The organism is Ruegeria sp. D3, from assembly GCF_056534465.1.
Map to the genome: position 1 here is coordinate 1 of NZ_JBQFPK010000017.1, position 17,886 is coordinate 17,886.

Consider the following 17,886-nt stretch of genomic DNA (forward strand, 5'->3'; position numbering starts at 1 on the left):
CACATCTGGTCAGCGTCATGACCAAACGCGCCGTCCAAGCCTGTAGCTAAATCAAACGTCAGCCCTGAAAAAAACAGGGCTGACTTTAGGAGTAAAATACCGATACTTCGCCGCTTTCATGGGTGCAAATGGCTTTGGGATTGCCCTTTGAAAGCGATAGTATCTCTGCAATTTCACTAGCTGGGACATGGCACAACGCTGTGGAGAGCGCGTCGGCCATTGTTGCGTTTGCGGCTTCCACACTGACAGTCGACCATAGTGCAGGACGTTCGTTTTTTGCGTTCAGGATATGGAGATGAACAGGGCTCAAACGAAGCACAGAGGGGCTGGAAGTTGCGATAGCCCGATCCCGAAGCCTGACGGTTTGAACGATGCCATGCACCGGGTCTGAAACTCCCAGCCTCCAGATTCGGCCAGCGGCGTAATACTCACCGATATTTACCAGCACATTGGTCCAGCCTGCGTTCCGCAAAGTGTTGGCCACAAGGTCCGTGACAAAACCCTGAGCGATGCCGTTCAATGTAAGTTGCTGACCCTGCCCCAGAATAATTCTGTCTTCAGAGATCCGGACCCTATCCCAACCGATTAATTCTCGGGCAGCGTCAAGATTGCGACCGTTGGCGGCCGCCAGCCAAAGAGGTTGCACCGTGGGGTCAAACCGCCCCCCCGTCCGGCCATGTGCCCAATCACAAATACTTAACAACTCCAACATTTCCGGCGCTGGGTTCACTAATATCCCGGTTTGGTTCAGGCGAACCAAATCAGAGTCCGGCCGATACAGACTGAACAGAGACTCGGCCCGATCCAGGAGAGCCTGCACTTTAGTGATCGCAGACGCGGCTGCCTCAGGATTGGCATCGAAGGTCAGGCTGACTTCGGCACCCATTGCGTGACCACGCCACTGAGTCGGCTGAGCCGTAGCGGGAGCCCCAAGAGCCGCCGCTGATACGGCCAGGAATCGTCGGCGGTTCATCATTCTGCAGCAACCCTTCTGGATTGACGGCGTGCGGCTAGAATCAATGGGACACATTGGTTTCGGTCATCATGGATGGCAACGCAATCAAGACATTGGAAACACTCATTATATTGAATTTCCCCAGTCTGCTTAATAGCCCCGTACTTGCACTTGACCTTGCACAGTTGACACGGTGACCCGCATTCAGCTCGTCTTTCAATCCAATCGCGGCCACGAAGAAGGCCTCCAATCGCCATGACCGCCCCCAACGGACAAACATAGCGGCAAAACCCTTTGAACATTACCATGCCCAGAATAAGCCAAAAAATGGCATATGCGGCATAGTACCACTCGCGGATAAAGAAAGTAGTGATGGCGGTTTTGAAAGGTTCAACCTCAGCCACTTTGTCAACTTCGTCTGGGGCCAGAAACAGGACGCCAATCAAGCCACCAAGAATCACATATTTCAGCCATTTCAACCGTTGGTCCCACGCCCGCGATGGCTCGATCTGGGGCAAGCGGAGCGCTTTTCCCAGATGATGTGCAAACTCTTGAAGCGCGCCGAACGGGCAGAGCCACCCGCAGAACAAGCCCCTGCCCCAAGCGATTAACCCGGCAATCGAAACCGCCCAGATCAAAAGCGAAAACGGGTCGTACAGCAAAAACCCATAGCTGCCCCCGTCAATAGCTGTTCGGATAACACCCAACACGGTGACAATGGACAGTTGTCCCTGTCCCCACCAACCAATGAATCCCACGATGACCGCGAGAATAACGAGCCTATATGGTGTGAACAGCGGTTGCGCAGCAAAAGAATTCATCCGCAAACCGAGCGTCAGCACTAGACCGGCAAGCAATGCAGACAAAATGATCATGTCTGGCTGACGATTTCGCAGGGCCTCTAACCATGGTGGGGCGGGCGTGATCTGGACCGGACGCTCAAAGAACCGATCGGGCGTTACATGTCTCACTTCCAGTGTCACCGACCCCGTCTCGGGCTGGAACATGCCGTGTTCGCGAACGGCAAGAACCTTCAGAACCCACTCGCGTGAAGGATCAAAACCCAAACGACGGTCGGTGCGCAGGATCATTGCGGCGCCGTCTGGCATTCCATCGGCCAATTCGACAAGCAGATCGGCGTCGCGCAATGCGACCGGTAACCCGTCTTGCTCTGCAGAAATCCAATCGGGTGCTGTGTTTCGCACGAACTTTTCGCTGACCAGCCCATGACGCGCAGTTTCGATCAGAAGGATTGGTTCATCATTGTCGGAAATCTCCAGAAAACCCTGCAGCTCGTCGAAACTGTCTTGGGACAATGCCGCGCGCGCAATGGATTTGGGCCCCAGATCGACCACCCACAAATCCAGATAAGCCTCGTCCGGATAATCCTGTGCCTCGGGATCGTCATCTTCCCACAATGTCCCCTCAAAAAGGGCGTCGACATCTGAATTCTTTATGATCTTGTTGGTTGCGATTCCCTTAGCGACCAGATCCTCCCAGCTGAGGGTTTCGTCATAGTCTGGGTTCGGAAAAGCGGGTGGCGCGGTTGCCAACCCTTGCATCTTTTCGCGCGCAACGGCCAGCGCCGCCCCCATGACGGATTCATGCGCTATACGGACACTGGCCGTGGCCTTCGTTACGCCATCCAGATAAACTAGCTGTGAACCGGACGCGGCATCGCCGTACGGCGTACCAACAACGATCGAGTCCGATATGGACAGCCCTCCATATTGCTCAAAGAACTTGTGGAACGGTGCCTGACCCAAACCAGACACAAATATGGGTTCGTTATGTTCAATCAGCTGGACGTCCATGAACCGTCCTTCAAGATCCAAGACAACCAGCACGTTGATCGGGGCACCGGAGAACCCAGGCAAAGGCGCTAAGGGTTCAGTTTCAAACACATAACCCGCCTCGATTCCGCCTGAGTTCAACAGCGAATAAACCCCGTTTTCGTTGAGGCGCTCCCCCAGAGAAAACGGGGCGCGGATAAATGTCTCGATGCGTTCGCGCGGCAGCGGCTCGGCCGCAGCCATCAGGCTGCCGAGCATCAGCAGGATCATTGCTATAAACGCGCGCATGGCCGCAAGACTATAAGCCCATCTAACCCGACGACATTCGACAAAAGTCCTAAGCTGGCAATCTACGACCTAAAGCCTGTTGACCTCGGCCGAAATGGGTTCAAAACTACCGCTCGAACCGTACGACCAAAGAAGCATTTTCTGAATCTGGCCCGAGATGTACGGTCTCACCAACGCCAGTGATTTATGGGAGGTAGCAATGACCTGGAGCGCACCTAAGCTGAAAGAAGTAAATTGCGGCATGGAGATCAACATGTATTCTCCGTCCGAGGATGAAGGCCGCGAGCACGAGCGCGACCTGTTCTGATTACGTAAACGCAGCGGAGGCCCGAGGTGCATTTTCTGGTTCTTGGGGCTTCTGCAGGCGGCGGACTGCCGCAATGGAATTGTGGATGCCGGAACTGCGAGGATGCCCGTTTGGGAGTCATCCCGCCGTCTGGCCAATCATCTTTAGCGGTCTCGCCCGATGGTGAAAGTTGGAGCATACTGAACGCTTCACCTGACATCCGGCAACAAATGCTGGACTGCCCCAAACTACATCCCAGAACACTGCGCGATACGCCTGTGGCTTCGGTACTGCTGACAAACGGAGATATCGACCACATTGCAGGGTTGCTTAGCCTGCGTGAACAAACCCCGTTTTCGTTGTTCGCCACAGGGGATATTCTGAACGTGCTAGCGCAGAACCGTATTTTTGATGCGGTCAATCGCGACAAGGTTTTGCGGACCCCGATTTCACTTGATCAGGAATTCGCCCTGCAGCCCGGCCTCAGCGCGCGCTTGTTCGCCGTGCCCGGTAAAGTGCCGCTTTTCATGGAAGGTGATACCGTTCAAACCGATCTGATCGGAGAGCAAACAGTGGGCGTTCGCCTGACTGCAGGCGACAAGATTGCCTATTATATTCCTGGTTGCGCCCAAGTGACCCCTGCCCTGATGGATCAACTCTCGGACGCGGATCAGCTGTTTTTTGACGGCACGCTTTGGGACGATGATGAGATGATCCGCTCGGGAACAGGGGTGAAGACAGGGCAGCGAATGGGGCATATCTCGGTCAGTGGCCCGGACGGTTCGGTCGCGCAATTGGCCGGGATCGACGCGGCCAAAACCTTTATCCACATTAACAACACCAACCCGATGTTGCAGCCCGATGGACCCGAGCGCGCCTTTGTCGAATCTGCAGGCTGGACCATTGCCTATGACGGGCAGGAGATCACGATATGAGCCGCGAAACTCTCGAAGCACGGCTGCGCCAGATCGGGGCCGAGCGGTATCACGACCAACATCCGTTTCACCACCGGCTTCATAGCGGTCAATGCTCCCCGGATCAGGTGCGCGCATGGGTGATCAATCGTTGGGCATATCAGGCGGCGATCCCCATGAAAGACGCTGCTTTCATGTCGCGTTGTACCGACCCAGATATCCGCCGCGAATGGCGGTCCCGGATCGAAGATCACGACGGGGACGTGAAAGAGGGCGGCGGCATCCGACGGTGGCTGAAACTGGCCGAGGCGGTCGGGTTGGATCCCGACTACGTCGCCTCGGGGCGTGGTGTTCTGCCCGCAACTCAATTCGCCGTTGATGCTTATGTGCATTACGTCCGCGAAAAGCCAATGCTTCAGGCTGTAGCGTCCTCACTGACAGAACTGTTCGCCCCAAAAATTCATGAAAAACGGATCGAAGGTCTGCTCGAGCACTACGACTTCGCCAATGCGGACAGTTTGTCTTACTTCCGTAAACGACTGTCGCAGGCACCTAAAGATGTGGCTTTTGGCCTAAATTGGGTTTTGGATCACGCCAACACATCCGAGAAAGAGGATATGGCCTGCGACGCCCTTATTTTCAAAACCAACGTGTTGTGGGCACAGCTCGACGCGCTGTGGTCTGCCTATGTCGAACCCGGTCTGATCCCGCCCGGTGCCTGGCAACCCGGGGAAGGCATGAAATGACGCTGGTTTTCTCTGCATCGGACCGCCCTTATCTGCCGCGCGGCGTGCGGATTCAACGCGACGCAGTACGTGATCGCACCGTTCTGATGGCACCAGAGAAAGTGATTGAACTGGACGATATTGGCGTCGCAATCCTGTCGAGGGTCGATGGGCAAGCCCGGTTTGGCGATATCATCGCGGATTTGGCTGCTACATTTGGGGCTCCTGCCGAGACCATTGAGAAAGACGTGCAGCAGTTTTTACAAACTTTGCGCGGGCGTCTGTATGTGATGGTAAAGCCATGAGTATCGCACCGCCTATCGCACTGCTGGCCGAGCTGACCCATCGATGCCCCCTTAGTTGTCCCTATTGCAGCAATCCGGTCGAACTTGAACGCAAAGAGACCGAGTTGGACACCGACAAATGGAAAGATGTCTTCTCGCAAGCGTGTGACCTTGGCGTTCTGCAACTGCATCTGTCTGGAGGCGAACCAGCCTCGCGCCGTGATCTGGAGGACCTGACCCGTCATGCAGCCCAACTGGGTTTGTACACCAACCTGATTACGTCCGGCGTGGGATTGACACCCAAACGGCTCGATCGGCTTGAGGACGCGGGCCTGGACCATATACAGTTATCGCTGCAAGGCACCAACGCGGCACTTGCCGATCGGATCGGAGGTTATCGCGGCGGGTTCGACCGCAAGATGAAAATCGCCCGCGAAATCCGCGATCGGGGCATTCCGCTGACTCTGAACGCCGTGATGCACAGCCAAAACCTGGACGACCTGGATCGGACGATCGAAATGGCTGTCGACCTCGGTGCCCGCAGGCTAGAGGTAGCCTGTGTGCAGTTTCACGGGTGGGCCTTGAAAAACCGACACAATCTGATGCCGTCGTTTGAACAAACCTTGGCTGTGAAAAAAACGGTGGCGAAGGCCGCACAGCAACTGCAGGGCGTTTTGGCATTCGACTTTGTCCCGCCTGACTACTATGCAGATTATCCCAAAGCGTGCATGGGTGGATGGGGGTCAACCGGGCTGAACGTAACTCCGAATGGTACGGTACTGCCCTGTCATGCCGCACAAACCCTGAGCCATCTGCATTTCGACTCTGTAAGGGATCGGCATCTGAGTGACATTTGGTATGATAGCACGGCCTTCAATGCGTACCGAGGCACCGACTGGATGCCTGAGCCATGTAAAAGCTGCGACCGCAAAGAGGTGGACTTTGGCGGGTGCCGATGCCAAGCGCTGGCATTGGCAGGCGACGCGTCCGCGACTGATCCAGTTTGCCAAAAATCCCCAGAACACGCTCGGATCAAGGCGATTTTACAAAACGCATCGCCGCAGCAGGACCGCGGCTTTGTCTATCGAACACTGGACCCGACCCGGACTTGACCGCACGAGCACATAAAGTCCGGGTCACAACCGCGCGATAGTTCCTGTTCGTGGACGATCTGTCAGGTTATTCGGACGCCGAGCAATGTCGAATAACAAGAGAACGTCGATACTCGGAGATACAAACCATTCGCAATGGAGTATCTTTGATGAACCGCTTCTTCTCTGCCGTCGCCACCGCTTTGATCTTGTCAGTACCAGCCTATGCTCAGGACGTTTCTGGCATGAACGATCTGGAATTTGCTCATATCGCTTATACTGCTGATGTCATCGACATACGGTACGCTCATCTGGCGCTGGCGCTCTCGGACAACCCCGACATCCATGAATTCGCCAATACCATGATCCGCGACCACACCGCCGTGAACGAAGCGGCGCTTGGGTTGCTGAACAAACTCGGCGCGTCGGCGCAGGACAATGCCTTCAGCCAGACTCTCAATGCCAACGCGGAAGAGATCATCAACACGCTATCACAGCTACGCGGTGCAGAATTTGATGCGGCATATGCAGCAAATGAACTTGCGTACCATCAAGCGGTTAATGATCTGGTCGAGGGTAGCATGATCCCGAACATCGACAATGCAGAGGTCAAAGCGCTGTTTGAACAAGGCTTAGAGATTTTCAAGGCACATGAAGTTCATGCCGAAAAGATGGTAGAGTCGCTGAATTGATTCAGCGCTTGCTATCGCGACGTCAGGTTGTGACCCAAGCGGCTGCGTCAGCAGTCGCTTGTAACCTGCCCGCGCAAGCATCCCGAGCATCTGTACTACATATGGTCAGGATTCACCGATTTGAGTTTCAGCCCGCGCTGGTAAAGGTCCACATTGGAGATTGCATCAAATGGACCAATCTGGATATCGCGCCACACACAGCCACGGCTGACACACATGGCTGGGGCACGCAGGAGCTGTCTAAAGGTCAGAGTGCAGAAATCCTTGTAACCGAGGGTATGGAGCTTGAGTATTTCTGCGCCTTTCACCCCCATATGAAGGGCACCATTGAAATTATCTGATTTCAATACCGGTTTTACGTGATCAAATCTGCCTGAGATGGTCGGAAACCCGCCAAATGCCCGGGTTGAGACTTGTTATACAAATTTTTATCTATAAACATCCACATTAGCCTCAAGATGATGAGATTTTATCTATAAAATGACTGTTGCCACGACGAACTGGACCCGCGAAGACGCTCAGACCCTGCATGATCTGCCCCTTATGGACTTGATGTTTCGCGCTCAATCCGTTCACCGCACGCATTTTGATCCCAATAAGGTGCAGACCTCCAAGCTCTTGTCGATCAAAACAGGTGGATGTGCCGAGGACTGCGCGTATTGTTCTCAGTCCGCACGGAACGGATCAAAACTTTCCGCCTCCAAACTGATCGAGGTCGAACGTGTTCTGACCCAAGCTCGACAAGCCCGCGACGGCGGCGCAACCCGGTTTTGCATGGGCGCAGCATGGCGCGAACCCAAGGATCGCGACATGGATGCACTGGTTGCCATGGTCGAAGGCGTTCGGGCACTGGGAATGGAAACCTGCATGACGTTGGGAATGCTGGACGACAATCAGGTAATCCGTCTTCGCGATGCCGGGTTGGATTATTACAACCACAACATCGACACGTCGGAACGATATTACTCCGAAGTGATCACGACGCGCACGTTCTCGGATCGGATCGACACGATGAACCGCGTGCAAGAAGCTGGGATCAAAGTGTGTTCGGGCGGCATCCTCGGCATGGGCGAGGAAACGCAGGACCGCGTCGACATGCTGGTAACTCTGGCAAATATGAACCCGGCTCCGGACTCGGTCCCGATCAACATGTTGATGCCGCAAGAAGACACACCCTTGGCCGATGCCAAACCGATCGACCCTATTGATTTCGTCCGTGTGATCGCAACAGCTCGGATCATGATGCCAACCTCATATGTCCGATTGTCCGCCGGGCGCAGCGACATGAGCGATGAACTGCAGGCCATGTGTTTCTTTGCGGGTGCAAACTCGATCTTTGTAGGAGAGACCCTTTTGACGGCCGAAAACCCCGAAGAGGATACAGATGCAATCCTGTTCGCAAAACTCGGCATGCAGTCAGAGACCGTAGCAGGACAAAGCAGCAGGGAAGCGGCTGAATGAAAGCACATCATCGCCTTGACGCGATGCTTGGGACCCTCACGGAACGGCATCGCAGACGTAGCCTGACCGCAGCGCAGGGTTTAGACTTTGCCTCCAATGACTACTTGGGGCTGGCCCGGTCCGAGTTTCTGGCCGACGCCGCGCGCAACGCGCTTGCCCGCGAAGTGCCTGTCGGGTCGGGCGGATCGCGCCTGTTACGCGGCAACCACCCGGAACATGAGGCACTTGAGCAGTCAGCAGCCCGTTTTTTCCAGTCCGAGGCTGCTCTGTTCATGGGCGGCGGCTTTCAGGCAAATCAGGCAATATTTTCGACCCTGTCCGCAGCCGAAGATCTGATCCTTTACGATGCGCTTGTTCATGCCAGTGCACACGAAGGAATGCGTCTCGGCCGCGCTGAAACCCGGGCTTTCAAACATAATGACGTGGAAGAAGCCCGGCGTATCCTTGAGGAGTGGCGCGCGAAAGGCGGGACCGGACAAATCTGGATCGCCGTAGAAAGCGTCTATTCGATGCAAGGTGATCTGGCACCTCTGACAGCGCTAGCTGATATCGCTGTTGCGTTCGATGCCGTTCTGGTTGTCGACGAAGCCCATGCGACCGGAGTATTTGGACAGAACGGACGTGGGCTGGCCCATGGTTTGGAAGCAGAGCTTGTCACGCTGCACACATGCGGTAAGGGTTTGGGGGTTGCAGGCGGACTGATCTGTGGCCCTCGGGTGATGATTGACACGCTGATCAACCGTGCCCGACCCTTTATTTTCGCGACTGCGCCCTCTCCGCTGAATGCCGCGCTGCTGCAAGCTGTGCTTGAACAATTGCAATGTGAGGCGACTCTTACGCAGTCGGCCGTCTCCAGAATGCAATTCGCGCATGCCTGCGCCCGGCGCATCGGCCTGCCCAACGCCAACCTAAACAGCCAAATCATCCCGATTATCTTGGGCGATGACGCTTTGACAATGCGCATCGCGTCCGAGCTGCAAGCCCACGGGTTCGACGTTCGCGGAATTCGTCCACCGACGGTTCCACGCGGGACATCTCGCTTGCGTATCTCCGTCACCGGCAATGTCAGCGATGCAGATATCACTGCCCTTTTCGACATTTTGTCCAACCAGTTGAAAGCAGCCGCATGAGCGCCATTATCGTCACAGGAACTGATACCGGCGTTGGCAAGACAGTTTTTGCAGCTGGCCTGACGGCCGCACTTGGCGCGCGGTATTGGAAACCTGTTCAATCCGGCTTGGAAGACGCGACCGACACAGAAACCATACGCGCTTTGTCTGGCGCTGAAACTCTGCCCGAGGCGTACCGGCTATCCCTACCCGCTTCGCCACATTTGTCGGCCGAAGATATGGGCGTCGAAATCACGCTCGACCAGTTGGCACTGCCGCAGGTCGACGGCCCCTTGGTTGTCGAAGGCGCAGGCGGCGTGATGGTGCCGCTGAACCGTGAACATTTTTATCTGGATCTGTTCGCGCAATGGAAAGCCCCGGTTGTTTTGGTCGCCCGCACAGCACTTGGCACGATCAATCACACCAGCCTGTCCGTGATGGCGTTGCGGAACGCAGGATGCAATTTGGTCGGCGTTGCATTCGTGGGCGAAGCTGAACCGCCTGTCGAGCAGACCATTGCCCAGATGTGCTCGATCCGGCATCTGGGCCGGCTTCCGCATTTGCCATCATTGACACCCCAAACACTGTCGGACGCGTTTGAAGCCATCGACACCGCCACAATCCGGAGCGCTTTGTGACCCCGCTGGAATTTGACGCCAACCACCTGTGGCACCCGTACACGAACATCGCAAATCCCGGCCCGATGCATCTGATCACAGAGGCAGAAGGCGTCTGGCTGACCCGAGACGATGGGGCAAAAATGATCGACGCCATGTCTTCATGGTGGTGCGCTATCCACGGCCATCGTCATCCGGCACTGATCGCGGCGATGCAGGCGCAACTAGATCAAATGCCCCACGTCATGTTCGGTGGGCTGACGCATACCCCCGCGATCGAGCTGGGGCGGAAGCTGGTCGATCTGCTGCCTGATGGGCTAGACCGAATTTTCTACTGTGACAGCGGATCGGTTGCTATTGAGGTCGCACTCAAAATGGCGGTGCAGTACCAGATGGCGCAAAACCGCACCCAACGCACCGAGTTCGCCACCATTCGCGGCGGATATCACGGCGACACATGGAAAGCGATGAGCGTTTGCGACCCGGTCAACGGGATGCACGGCCTGTTCCGAGGCGCGCTGTCAATTCAGCATTTTCTGTCGCGTCCGAAAATCCGGTTCGACGAAGACTGGTCCGAAGACGACGATACCAACGGCCTCAATGAGTTAAAGGAATTACTGTCTGAACAAGGTGACAAGATCGCCGGGCTTATCCTTGAACCCGTGGTCCAAGGCGCAGGCGGAATGCATTTCTACCACCCCGAATGGCTGCGGCGCGCGCACGCGTTGTGCCGCGAGCATGACGTCTTGGTCATCTTCGACGAGATCGCTACGGGGTTCGGACACACGGGAAAACTGTTTGCGATGGATCACGCTGGGGTAGTCCCTGACATCCTGTGTCTTGGGAAAGCCTTGACCGGGGGGCACATCACGCTGGCAACGACGATCACGTCGCGGAACGTCGCACATCGTATCGGACAAAGCGAAGCCGGTGTTCTGATGCATGGACCGACCTATATGGCAAACCCGCTGGCTTGTGCTGCGGCTTGTGCCAGCCTCGATCAGATCTCGACCCGGGATTGGCAGGGGGAAGTTCAATCCATCACGGATCAGCTGACACAAGAATTGGCCCCCGCGCGAACCCTTCCCGGTGTTGCGGATGTTCGCGTGCTGGGTGCGATCGGTGTTATCGAGATGACATCGCCGGTTGACCCTTCGGTTGCACATCAACTGGCTCCGGAAGCGGGCGTTTGGCTGCGCCCCTTTGCACGCAACATCTATTGTATGCCGCCTTATGTAATTTCCTCGGACGAACTGAGCCGAGTAACACAGACCATGGTTTCCCTGGCCCGGGGACACTCATGAAAAAGCAATGGCTGGCACGCTCTGGCACGGCAGACTTGATCCTGATCTTTGGGGGATGGGCTTTGGGCTCTGCCCCGTTTCAACAGCTTTCCAGCGACCATGATCAACTGTTTGTCGACGATTATATCCGTCTGGACGACCCCCTGCATGAAACCTCAGACTATGATCGGGTCACACTGGTTTCATTTTCCTTCGGAGTCGTTTCGGCCGCCCATTGGGTGAACGACTTTAATGTCAGACCGACAAGGCTTGTTGCTATTGGCGGTACTTTGTACCCAGCAGATCCGCGCTGGGGCATAGCACCCGAGATGATTAGGGCAACTGCCGACAACTTGACCGAAGCGAGCTTTTCCAAATTCTGCCGCCGCGCGGGATTGGGCATGCCCGTCCCCATTCTCGACGTTCCTCAGGCCCGTGCTGAGCTAAACGCAGTTATCGCACGGGGGCCAGCGCCAGAGCTTTCGTTCGACCGTATCTGGGTTCCGCAGCGCGACCGGATCATTCCAACCTCTGCACAAGAAGCCGCCTGGAAGGACCAGGCAAGCGTGGTGCGCGGCGTGGATGCGCCACATGTCCCTTTTCATAAGGGTCAAAACTGGACGGAGTGGTGTTCATGACGTTTCAAGCCACAGATCGGGTGCAGCGCAGTTTCAGCAGAAGTTTTCATTCCTATCACGGAGAGGCCAGCCAACAGGCACGAGTCGCGGATCGTTTGGTGACAGCCCTTGGAGCGGCAGGCGCGCCTGAACGATTCAACAAAACGCTCGAACTTGGATGCGGCACAGGTCACCTTACTCGACGCCTGCTTGAAACCTTTGATTGTGGCGCTTTAACGCTTAACGACCTTACCCCCGCCGCCGCAGAAACCGCAAACCGTCATCGCGCCAAGTTTCTGTGCGGCGATGCTTCAAAAGTCAGCTTGCCGACGCAGCCTGACCTAATCGCGTCGGCCTCGATGATACAATGGCTACAGAACCCCGCAGAATTTCTGCGTCAGGCTGCCAACGAATTGTCGCCCGGTGGATGGCTTGCCATTTCCGGGTTCGGGCCATTCCAATACACCGAATTGGCACAGATTGGTTCGTCTGCGGCCGCACCTGGCCTGATGGATCACTCGGATATGGCGTCGGCCGTCACCGAGTGTTTGGAGGTCATCAATACCGGGGAAGCATTAGAGCGCGTGTTCTTCGCAACTCCAAGAGATGTCCTGCAGCACCTTCGGAAAACCGGAGTAAATGGCCGGGCCCAAAAACCATGGACCAAAGCCACGCTCAGACAGTTCAGCGATGACTATGAAAGGCTGCACCGGACTCCGGAAGGGGTCTGTCTGACGTATCACGCAACATGGATTGTTGCGCGCAAAGCGCGCTGAACGTCGAACTAGACAGGGGAAAAAACGGGCCGGATCACCAGTTTGGTGACCGGCCCGCCGTGTTTAGAAATGAGCCGAGCGGCTGTTGGCCAGTTTTTCAACCGGAGGCGCAAACCGGGTCAGGTCAATGCCTTCGACTGCGGCTTTGTACTCGTCGATCTTGGGCGTACGACCCAGAATGGCCGACAGCACCACGACCGGGGTCGAGGCCAGCAAGCTTTCGCCTTTCTTGTCCGGCGCATCGGCCACAACGCGGCCTTGGAACAGGCGTGTAGACGTCGCCAGAACCGTATCGCCTTTAGCGGCTTTCTCTTGGTTGCCCATGCAAAGGTTACAGCCCGGGCGTTCAAGATACAGGATGTTTTCGTACTCGGTGCGTGCCTTTTCTTTCGGGAACAGGTCGTCGAATTCGAAGCCCGAATACTTCTCGAGCACGTCCCAATCGCCTTCTTCCTTCAACTCATCGATGATGTTGTAGGTCGGGGCGGCCACCACCAGCGGGGCTTTGAACTCTACCTTCCCCGACACTTTTTCGAGGTTTCGCAGCATCTGCGCAACAATCTTCATGTCACCCTTATGCACCATGCAAGATCCTACGAAGCCCAGATCAACTTTCTTGTCACCACCGTAGAAAGATACCGGGCGGATCGTGTCGTGTGTATAGCGCTTGGACACGTCCGCATTGTTGACATCCGGGTCCGCGATCATCGGCTCGACGATCTGATCCAGATCCACGACCACTTCGGCGGAATACTTCGCGTTGTCGTCGGGACGCAGGGCGGGTTTTTCACCGGACTTGATCTCGGCAATGCGGGCATCCGCAATCGCGATCAACTTCTGCAGCATGCCACTCTCATGCTCCATACCTTTGTCGATCATGATCTGGATACGCGATTTAGCCAGTTCCAGAGAACCGATCAGAGTGTCGTCATCCGAAATACAGACCGAGGCTTTGGCCTTCATCTCGGCAGTCCAGTCAGTGAAGGTAAAGGCCTGATCCGCCAGCAGCGTTCCGATGTGCACCTCGATCACGCGGCCCTGGAAGACATTGTCGCCATGTTGTTCCAACATCTGCGCCTGTGTGGCGTGTACCACGTCGCGGAAGTCCATATGGTCCGCCATTTTGCCCTTGAAGGTCACTTTTACTGACTCGGGGATCGGCATCGAGGCTTCACCGGTCGCCAGTGCCAAAGCCACGGTGCCCGAGTCCGCGCCGAACGCCACACCTTTGGACATACGGGTGTGGCTGTCCCCACCGATGATCACCGACCAGTCGTCAACAGTGATGTCGTTCAGAACCTTGTGGATCACGTCGGTCATCGAATGATACACGCCCTTCGGGTCGCGACCGGTAACAAGGCCGAAATCATTCATGAACTTCATCAGACGCGGCGTGTTGGCCTGAGCTTTGGCATCCCAGACCGACGCAGTGTGACAGCCCGACTGATAGGCACCGTCAACACTGGGCGCCACAACCGTTGCGGCCATCGCTTCGAGTTCCTGCATGGTCATCAGGCCGGTGGTGTCCTGCGAACCGACGATATTGACCTTTACACGGACGTCCGAACCAGCGTGCAGGGTCTTACCTGGGGTCGCCCCAACTGCGTTCTTGTTAAAGATTTTCTCAACCGCAGTCAGGCCCTGACCTTCATGGCTGACTTCCTTGGACGGTGCAAAGACCAGCGGGGCCTCGACACCCAGCGTCTCGGCGGCCAAAGTCTGCAGTTTTTTGCCAAAGACAATGGCGTAAGAGCCACCGGCTTTCATGAATTCGACTTTTTGCGGAGTGAACGAGGCCGACACATCCACCAGCTCATCGCCATCTTCGCTCAGCAGTTTGTGGCTTTTGGTGTTGATCTTCAGAACGGTACCGGTCGCGACCGAATACTGCTCTTCAAGGATCGGGTTGCCGTCATTGTTCAGGATGGCATTACCGTCTTCATCGACCTTCTTGACCCAGTTCTTCAGGTCCAAACCAATACCGCCAGTCACGCCGACGGTGGTCAGGAAGATCGGGGAAATGCCGTTCGTACCCGCGACAACAGGCGCGAAGTTGACGAAAGGCACGTAGGGGCTCGCCTGCTTACCCGTCCACAGGGCCACGTTGTTGACGCCCGACATCCGAGACGACCCAACACCCATGGTGCCTTTCTCGGCAATCAGCATCACGCGCTTATCGGGGTGTTGCAGTTTCAGCGCCTCAACTTCTTGCTGCGCCTTGTCTGAGATAAAGCACTTGCCGTGCAGTTCCCGATCCGCGCGCGAGTGCGCCTGATTGCCGGGCGACAACAAGTCGGTCGAGATATCACCTTCTGCTGCAACATAGGTGACAACTTCGATCTCTTCGTCGATTTCGGGCAGTTTGGTGAAGAATTCAGCCTTGGCGTAGCTTTCCAGAATCTCTTTAGCGATGGGATGCCCGGCTTTGAAAGCCTCTTTCAAGCGATCTGTATCGGCGTCATACAAGAAAACCTGAGTCTTCAGGACTTCGGCTGCCTGCTCGGCAATTGCTGCATCTTCGCCCAAAGCAAGGTCCAACAAGACCCGCACCGACGGGCCACCTTTCATGTGTGACAAAAGTTCAAACGCGAAAGGAACCGAGATTTCGTCGACCACAGTGTGACCCAAGACGATTTCTTTCAGGAACTCAGCCTTTTCACCTGCGGCGCTCGTGGTTCCGGGCAGGGTGTTGTAAATGAAAAAGTTCAGCGAGTCCTCGCGATGCACGTTTCCGGCATCTTTGATCTGCTCAACGATCTCTTTGACCAGCGCGCCATCATCAATGGGCTTGGGGTGCAGACCCTGTTCTTTGCGCGTTTCAATTTCACTGAGGTAATCTGTGTAAAGGCTCATGGCGGTCCCGACGATTAGGCGTTAGAAGAAGCTTGAGACCCGGCAAAGACTGGTTTTCCAGACCCACAGGATGCTCTTTGTATGCGGCGGTATACTATTTTCCACTGAGGATCAATAGACCAAAGCAGTGGTTGTGGCGCTAACGGGTTTTGCCGCTTGATTTAAGGGACCGCGCCAGATCACTTAGTTGTGCATACAACTCCCCAGCTGTCGGGTGCCAACCAGCCACGACTCTGTTTTGTTGAGCAACGACGTCAGTATCCCCGCGTGCAGCGGGACCAGTCAACGCGACCTGTGGCCCCTGCGCGGCTACGTTTTCGCAAGTTCCGGTCAACAGCTTTTCATTCAGGCGTGCTGCCATATCCTCGGAAACGCCCGCTTCGGCCCACGCCTCACGCGCCAAGGCTTGCAGGACTACCGTGAAGTTATTCGAGATTACCGCAGCAGCATGATACAGGCTTTTCGCATCCGACCGGATGGAAAAGCACTCGGCGCCCAATTCTTCGAACAACGAAGCAGCGATCCCTGCCGCATATGGGTCACCTTCGATGCCACAAGGGACACAGGAGAATTGCGATGCTGCAGTTTCGGGATCTGAAAAGGAAAGCACTGGATGCGCACTCGCCAAACCCCACCCATATTCGTTTAAGGCATCCATTTGGGCGGCCGGGTAGAATCCACTACAATGTAGTGCAACAGGGCGCGATCCCTGCAACACACTATCTGGGTTCGAGTCGCTTAAGGTTCTGGCCACCTCGGCGATTTTCGTATCGGGTACGGCAAGTATCCAGATGTTTGCTGGCCGCATATCGGCCAAGTGCTCAACAGCCCGCGCGTTACGACCGAATGCGGCAGCATCCGTAGCGGATTTAAGACGACGGCTGCTTACATCCTGCAGAACATAAGACTGCGTTGCCGGCAATACACGAGCCAGTGTCTGGCCAACCCGTCCTGCCCCGATGAGATTAACAGTCGTATTGCCCAATTCTGAGCCCCCCCTTTATGGCGCACAACAGCTATTAAAATGATCGCCAATTATCTCAAAGGAATTGATCAAGCAAAATACGTTACAGTTTGCTTGTTGTTTTATTTTTCTGTAACATATTGATCAAGGCAAGCGGAATGGGTTTGAGGAGGACAAGGCCATGTACGCCCAAATGGTAAAATCAACGGGCAAAGGGGTGCAATCTCGTGACGAGATGAGCCCCGAAGATCGGGCATTTCAAGATCGCATCGACCGCGGTGAAAAGATCGAACCCAAGGACTATATGCCTCCAAGCTATCGAAAAACACTGATCCGTCAGATCGGCCAGCACGCGCATTCTGAAATTGTAGGTCAACTGCCCGAAGGCAATTGGATCACCCGTGCGCCCACTTTGGAACGCAAGGCCAACCTTCTGGCCAAAGTTCAGGATGAGGCAGGCCATGGGCTGTATCTTTATTGCGCCGCTGAGACACTGGGCGTCAGTCGGGATGAGCTGGTCGAGATGCTGCACTCCGAGCGGATGAAGTATTCGTCCATCTTCAACTATCCCACCCTGACTTGGGCAGATATGGGCGCGGTCGGATGGCTGGTTGATGGGGCTGCGATCATGAATCAGGTGCCACTGCAGCGCACCTCGTATGGCCCCTATGCGCGGGCAATGGTGCGCATCTGCAAAGAAGAAAGCTTTCACCAACGCCAAGGCTATCACATCATGATTAGGATGGCGAAAGAAGGTACTGACGATCAAAAGCGCATGGCGCAGGACGCTCTAAACCGGTTCTGGTATCCTGCCCTGATGATGTTCGGTCCGTCGGACAAGGACAGCGTACATTCCACCCAATCGATGGCTTGGCGGATCAAGATCAACACAAATGATGCGCTGCGTCAGAAATTCGTCGATGAAACCGTTCCGCAAGCCGAGTTTCTGGGCTTGTCAATTCCTGACGAGAACCTGCGCTGGAACGAAGAAACCGGGCATTATGATTTTAGTGAACCAGACTGGTCCGAGTTTTTCGATGTCATCTCGGGCAATGGCCCCTGCAATGCCGAGCGTCTGACCGCCCGCCGTAAGGCTTGGGAGGATGGCGCCTGGGTCCGTGATGCCATGCTGGCCCACGCACGGAAAGCCCAAAACAAATCCAAAGCGGCGGAGTAGT

At 55.7% G+C, this 17,886-nt stretch carries 18 protein-coding genes; 14 read left to right on the top strand and 4 right to left on the bottom strand.

Translation table 11 applies throughout. The annotated features are described in order from the left end of the window. Positions 1–85: 85 nt before the first annotated feature. Together ACR0DX_RS19695 and ACR0DX_RS19700 are read right to left on the bottom strand one after the other, a co-directional pair. On the bottom strand, positions 86–973 hold the full coding sequence (locus tag ACR0DX_RS19695; protein WP_170356423.1) for an FAD:protein FMN transferase: 888 nt from the start codon (positions 971–973) through the stop codon (positions 86–88). Next, positions 973–3,036: a 4Fe-4S binding protein gene (locus ACR0DX_RS19700; protein WP_170356424.1), complete on the bottom strand. Its 2,064-nt coding sequence runs from the start codon at positions 3,034–3,036 to the stop codon at positions 973–975. Before ACR0DX_RS19700 ends, ACR0DX_RS19695 begins: the two co-directional genes overlap by 1 nt. 199 nt (positions 3,037–3,235) lie before the next feature. On the opposite strand from ACR0DX_RS19700, the gene pqqA reads away from it, so the two are divergent. The 13 genes from pqqA (at position 3,236) to ACR0DX_RS19765 (ending at position 12,891) form a co-directional block, all read left to right on the top strand. After that, on the top strand, positions 3,236–3,343 hold the full coding sequence (pqqA, locus tag ACR0DX_RS19705; RefSeq protein WP_170356425.1) for a pyrroloquinoline quinone precursor peptide PqqA: 108 nt from the start codon (positions 3,236–3,238) through the stop codon (positions 3,341–3,343). 26 nt (positions 3,344–3,369) lie between these two features. Beyond that, positions 3,370–4,257, top strand: coding sequence for a pyrroloquinoline quinone biosynthesis protein PqqB (gene pqqB / locus ACR0DX_RS19710; protein ID WP_170356426.1), 888 nt, complete (start codon positions 3,370–3,372; stop codon positions 4,255–4,257). Further along, positions 4,254–4,982: a pyrroloquinoline-quinone synthase PqqC gene (gene pqqC, locus ACR0DX_RS19715; protein ID WP_170356427.1), complete on the top strand. Its 729-nt coding sequence runs from the start codon at positions 4,254–4,256 to the stop codon at positions 4,980–4,982. Before pqqB ends, pqqC begins: the two co-directional genes overlap by 4 nt. Further along, on the top strand, positions 4,979–5,266 hold the full coding sequence (gene pqqD, locus ACR0DX_RS19720; protein WP_170356428.1) for a pyrroloquinoline quinone biosynthesis peptide chaperone PqqD: 288 nt from the start codon (positions 4,979–4,981) through the stop codon (positions 5,264–5,266). Before pqqC ends, pqqD begins: the two co-directional genes overlap by 4 nt. Continuing rightward, on the top strand, positions 5,263–6,357 hold the full coding sequence (pqqE, locus tag ACR0DX_RS19725; RefSeq protein ID WP_170724818.1) for a pyrroloquinoline quinone biosynthesis protein PqqE: 1,095 nt from the start codon (positions 5,263–5,265) through the stop codon (positions 6,355–6,357). The genes pqqD and pqqE overlap by 4 nt, the downstream gene beginning before the upstream one ends. A gap of 149 nt (positions 6,358–6,506) precedes the next feature. Next, positions 6,507–7,028 carry a DUF4142 domain-containing protein gene (locus ACR0DX_RS19730; protein ID WP_170356430.1) on the top strand — a complete coding sequence of 174 codons (522 nt, stop codon included), beginning with the start codon at positions 6,507–6,509 and terminating at the stop codon, positions 7,026–7,028. A gap of 101 nt (positions 7,029–7,129) precedes the next feature. After that, complete coding sequence (locus tag ACR0DX_RS19735; RefSeq protein WP_170356431.1) at positions 7,130–7,369, top strand: plastocyanin/azurin family copper-binding protein; 240 nt, start codon at positions 7,130–7,132, stop codon at positions 7,367–7,369. 139 nt (positions 7,370–7,508) lie between these two features. Beyond that, a complete protein-coding gene (gene bioB / locus ACR0DX_RS19740; protein WP_170356432.1) occupies positions 7,509–8,489 on the top strand; it encodes a biotin synthase BioB in 981 nt (326 codons plus the stop codon). Next, complete coding sequence (locus tag ACR0DX_RS19745) at positions 8,486–9,619, top strand: 8-amino-7-oxononanoate synthase (RefSeq protein ID WP_170356433.1); 1,134 nt, start codon at positions 8,486–8,488, stop codon at positions 9,617–9,619. The genes bioB and ACR0DX_RS19745 overlap by 4 nt, the downstream gene beginning before the upstream one ends. Beyond that, positions 9,616–10,236 carry a dethiobiotin synthase gene (gene bioD, locus ACR0DX_RS19750; protein WP_170356434.1) on the top strand — a complete coding sequence of 207 codons (621 nt, stop codon included), beginning with the start codon at positions 9,616–9,618 and terminating at the stop codon, positions 10,234–10,236. The genes ACR0DX_RS19745 and bioD overlap by 4 nt, the downstream gene beginning before the upstream one ends. Next, complete coding sequence (gene bioA / locus ACR0DX_RS19755; protein ID WP_480847122.1) at positions 10,233–11,519, top strand: adenosylmethionine--8-amino-7-oxononanoate transaminase; 1,287 nt, start codon at positions 10,233–10,235, stop codon at positions 11,517–11,519. The genes bioD and bioA overlap by 4 nt, the downstream gene beginning before the upstream one ends. Next, positions 11,516–12,136 (top strand): pimeloyl-ACP methyl esterase BioG family protein, encoded by a 621-nt coding sequence (locus ACR0DX_RS19760; RefSeq protein WP_170356436.1) that lies wholly within the window; start codon positions 11,516–11,518, stop codon positions 12,134–12,136. The genes bioA and ACR0DX_RS19760 overlap by 4 nt, the downstream gene beginning before the upstream one ends. Next, positions 12,133–12,891, top strand: a complete 759-nt coding sequence (locus tag ACR0DX_RS19765) for a methyltransferase domain-containing protein (protein WP_170356437.1) — start codon at positions 12,133–12,135, stop codon at positions 12,889–12,891. Before ACR0DX_RS19760 ends, ACR0DX_RS19765 begins: the two co-directional genes overlap by 4 nt. 63 nt (positions 12,892–12,954) lie before the next feature. Here ACR0DX_RS19765 and ACR0DX_RS19770 read toward each other — a convergent pair whose 3' ends face one another. Together ACR0DX_RS19770 and ACR0DX_RS19775 are read right to left on the bottom strand one after the other, a co-directional pair. Next, positions 12,955–15,744, bottom strand: coding sequence for a bifunctional aconitate hydratase 2/2-methylisocitrate dehydratase (locus ACR0DX_RS19770; RefSeq protein WP_170356438.1), 2,790 nt, complete (start codon positions 15,742–15,744; stop codon positions 12,955–12,957). A gap of 139 nt (positions 15,745–15,883) precedes the next feature. Beyond that, positions 15,884–16,729 carry a Rossmann-like and DUF2520 domain-containing protein gene (locus ACR0DX_RS19775; protein ID WP_170356439.1) on the bottom strand — a complete coding sequence of 282 codons (846 nt, stop codon included), beginning with the start codon at positions 16,727–16,729 and terminating at the stop codon, positions 15,884–15,886. A 160-nt stretch (positions 16,730–16,889) separates the two neighbouring features. On the opposite strand from ACR0DX_RS19775, the gene paaA reads away from it, so the two are divergent. After that, positions 16,890–17,885 (top strand): 1,2-phenylacetyl-CoA epoxidase subunit PaaA, encoded by a 996-nt coding sequence (gene paaA, locus ACR0DX_RS19780; RefSeq protein WP_480847125.1) that lies wholly within the window; start codon positions 16,890–16,892, stop codon positions 17,883–17,885. The last annotated feature ends 1 nt before the right edge of the window (position 17,886 follow it).